Origin of the sequence: Streptomyces exfoliatus (assembly GCF_000725545.1) — a bacterium.
GTDB classification, from domain to species: Bacteria; Actinomycetota; Actinomycetes; order Streptomycetales; family Streptomycetaceae; genus Streptomyces; species Streptomyces exfoliatus.
Genome location: NZ_KL647057.1, coordinates 1 through 2,954, shown reverse-complemented (window position 1 = coordinate 2,954; position 2,954 = coordinate 1). Strand labels below are relative to the sequence as shown.

General features: G+C 71.8%; 3 protein-coding genes and 1 pseudogene. 2 read left to right on the top strand and 2 right to left on the bottom strand.

The genetic code is table 11. The features are described from left to right. Positions 1–44 precede the first annotated feature (44 nt). Positions 45–776 carry a maleylpyruvate isomerase family mycothiol-dependent enzyme gene (locus tag IO20_RS0136135; RefSeq protein ID WP_031127945.1) on the bottom strand — a complete coding sequence of 244 codons (732 nt, stop codon included), beginning with the start codon at positions 774–776 and terminating at the stop codon, positions 45–47. Positions 777–875: 99 nt separating this feature from the next. Between IO20_RS0136135 and IO20_RS39460 the strand changes: the two are divergent. Next, positions 876–1,040 (top strand): annotated as a pseudogene (locus tag IO20_RS39460) (enoyl-CoA hydratase/isomerase family protein); the annotation flags it as partial. Between the two features lie 58 nt (positions 1,041–1,098). Here IO20_RS39460 and IO20_RS40640 read toward each other — a convergent pair. After that, positions 1,099–1,284, bottom strand: a complete 186-nt coding sequence (locus tag IO20_RS40640) for a hypothetical protein (RefSeq protein WP_157850882.1) — start codon at positions 1,282–1,284, stop codon at positions 1,099–1,101. 954 nt (positions 1,285–2,238) lie between these two features. Between IO20_RS40640 and IO20_RS0136120 the strand changes: the two genes are divergently transcribed. Beyond that, on the top strand, positions 2,239–2,715 hold the full coding sequence (locus tag IO20_RS0136120; protein ID WP_031127943.1) for a lamin tail domain-containing protein: 477 nt from the start codon (positions 2,239–2,241) through the stop codon (positions 2,713–2,715). Positions 2,716–2,954 lie beyond the last annotated feature (239 nt).

Here is a 2,954-nt window from a genome sequence, read left to right as displayed (position 1 = left end):
CTCCTGCATCCCCTCGCGGGTGAGGCCGTCCGCTGGACACCCGGTCAGCTCCGCCAGGCGGGGACGTCCGGCAGTGGACCGGGTGGCTCGAGGGTGAGACCGTGTCCGTCCGCGCGGCCGGTCAGCCAGCCCAGGAGAGCCGCCGCCGGCCCCGACACCTGTGGCCCGCGCCCGTCGCCGACCGGACGCAGCACCTGGTCCTCGTCGGCGATCAGCACCATGCCGGACACGTCGTCACGCTCCCGCAGCCTGGCCGCCGTGGTCGCGAGTTCGTGGGCGACGAAGAACGGGGGCCAGTTCTCAGGCCGGTGACCACACCCCAGGTCGGTGTGGTGCACCTCCACCTCACGCAGCAGGCTACCGACGGCACGCCGCACGGGGCGCATCCCCCCGCCTAGCCAGCGCACCGGCACGTCCCACGCCGCGTCCGGGTGCTCGGCAGCAGCCGTCAGGAACCCGCCCAGCGCACCGCGCAGGTCCGCTGCCAACTCGGCGGCCGGCCGCCCAGCGCCTTCCTCAATCTCCCACTCCCGCTGCGCCTCGTTGTCGTACTGCGCAAGGTCCGCGCCCGTGCGGGCAGCGGTCAGTACCCGGGTACGCGAGTCGGCGCTGCGGGCGATGTGGGGTAGCACGTGCCCGCGGGTCCAGCCAGGCAGCAGCGAGGGGGCCCGCACCTCGTAGTCCGTCAGGGCCACCGCCGAGGCGTGCAACTGCTCCACGGACGTGCGCAGCAGGGGCAGCAGGGCGGCGGGCGTCGCACTTCCGTCGTACGTCATGGCATGTCTCCGTTCGGTATCCATGCGTCCCTGCGCCGGTTTCCCCCGAGACCGGTCCGTACTCGTTCGCATCCGGGTGGCTGGCGGACACGGCTGGGAAACCGCGGCTACTGGTGCCTGCCCGAAGCCGACATCAACCTCCCCTTCACCCCCGGCATGGCCGCGCTCATCCAGTCCCGCCTGGCCCCACAGACCGCGCACGAGACCATGATCACCGCCCGCCGCTACGGCGGCGCCGACGCCGCGACCGCAGGCATCGTCGACCCCCGGCTCTGTCCTTGTGGCATGGTCGGCTGACCGATGCTGCGCGGGCCCTGGTCGGCTACTCGGCAGGGATCCGGCGGGCCAGATCCGCGGCGAGCTGCCCGGCGGCCTGCCCTCGTGGTGTGAGGTCGAGCGTCTCCAGCAGGCGCAAATAGCCGACCGCGTCTCGTGCTTCGGCCGCGGTGATCAGCGGCAGGCACGGGGCGGTGGGGTAGTCGCCGGTCACCGGCTCAGCAGTCTCCACACACAGATCAACCAGTGAGCGGCCCCTCAGGACACGATGTGCCTGGTGTCAGGGGTCGTCAGGGCGGTGCTGAGAGGGCTGGCCTGCCGGGGCCGGCGCTGGGGATGGGCTGTGGGGCTGGTCCAGACTTCGGGAGCTGGTGGTACTGCGGGACCGAACCCTCTACCGGCTCCATGACGAACGCGGGTCACACGGCGGGCGCGGCTTGCGGGCTTCGACCGCTACGACGCGGAAACGGGAGTCGCGGGCTGAAATGCCCGCCGGTCAGGCAACCTTCTGACGCTGGGGAATCTTCCGCGTCTTCACCCCGCCGCCGATGAGCACCAGACCCGCGGCGACGACCCCGCCGCTTCGGCGTTGACAGGCGGCGGGCAGCGTGGGCACCGCTACCGACCGATGTCGTACTTGATCCCAGAGGCGTGGTTGTAGGCGGTCCCGTGGAGCACGGCGTCCTCCCACGTCAGTCAGGGTGTGCCCGGCGGCGCCATCGGCTTCAAGGATGGGGCGCCGCCGGGCCTGTACAGGATCACACGAGGCGCTGACAGTGAGGCGCAGCCGGGGCAGGCCGCGCGTCGTCTTCGTGTGCGAGGGATGGCCTGAGCGTGCGAAGAAACGTGCAGAACGGCTGTTACCCGGCCCGGTCACTCCGGTGGCGGAGTGGGCTGGGTGGCGCGACCGATGGTGCGCCGAAGCACGGAAGGGCTGGTTGTTGATCACTGGACGGGTGGGTGTAGCTGTCAGTGAATGTCAGGGTCACGCCCGCCGCCTATCGGTGTCCGGTACAGCCGTCAGTTACGGAAATGCCCGCATCTGGTAACACCGCCCGGGCGGCATTCCGGCGGGGCCGGCGGGGCTGCAGAGTTTGGGTCCTCGGCCCAGTACCGGACCGGGACCCGCACCGCCCCCACCAGCCGTAAAGGCTGGTGAGGCAGAGTTTCTGAGGAGACATCACCCATGTCTGCTTCTCCGACCGCCCGCCGTATCGCCGCGACCGTCCTCGCGGCCGGCGCCATGGTCTCCATCGTCGCCCTGCCGGCCTCCGCGCATGACGACGACCGTCACCGGACGCCGAAGGTGGAGATCAGCCGCGTCCAGGCCGACAGCCCCGGACGCGACAACCGCACCAACCGGTCGCTGAACGCCGAATGGGTCGAGATCACCAACAACCCCCGCCACTCGGTCAACCTCGACGGCTGGACCCTCAAGGACGAGGACGGCCACCGCTACAAGTTCAACGACGTCCGCCTCGCCGGCCGCTCCACCATCCGCATCCACACCGGCGAGGGCCGCGACACCCGCACCGACCTCTTCCAGGACCGCCGCAACTACATCTGGGACAACCGCTCCGACACCGCGACCCTGCGCGACGACCGCGGCCGCACCGTCGACACCGAGTCCTGGGGCGGCCGCCACCACCACCGTCACCACTGATCCAGCCGCCCGTCGGTGCCCCGGCCTCCGCGCGTCCACCGCGGAAGCCGGGGCACCGGCATGTGATCGTGGCGAGACGGTCTCCCCGTCCGCGCCCGTGGCCTCCCGTGGGGAGGCGGGGCGCGGCCCTGCCCCTGCGAGCGACGCGGGGCCGGGCCGGCGGCCCGCACCACAGGGGGTGGGCCGCGGGGGCCGCTTGCCGCTCACCCTGCCACCAGGCCGCTCGCCTCCGCCAGAAG

Coding starts and splice junctions, on each gene's coding strand:
- IO20_RS0136120 (WP_031127943.1), top strand. CDS start 2,239: ATGTCTGCTTCTCCGACCGCCCGCCGTATCGCCGCGACCGTCCTCGCG.
- IO20_RS0136135 (WP_031127945.1), bottom strand. CDS start 776: ATGACGTACGACGGAAGTGCGACGCCCGCCGCCCTGCTGCCCCTGCTG.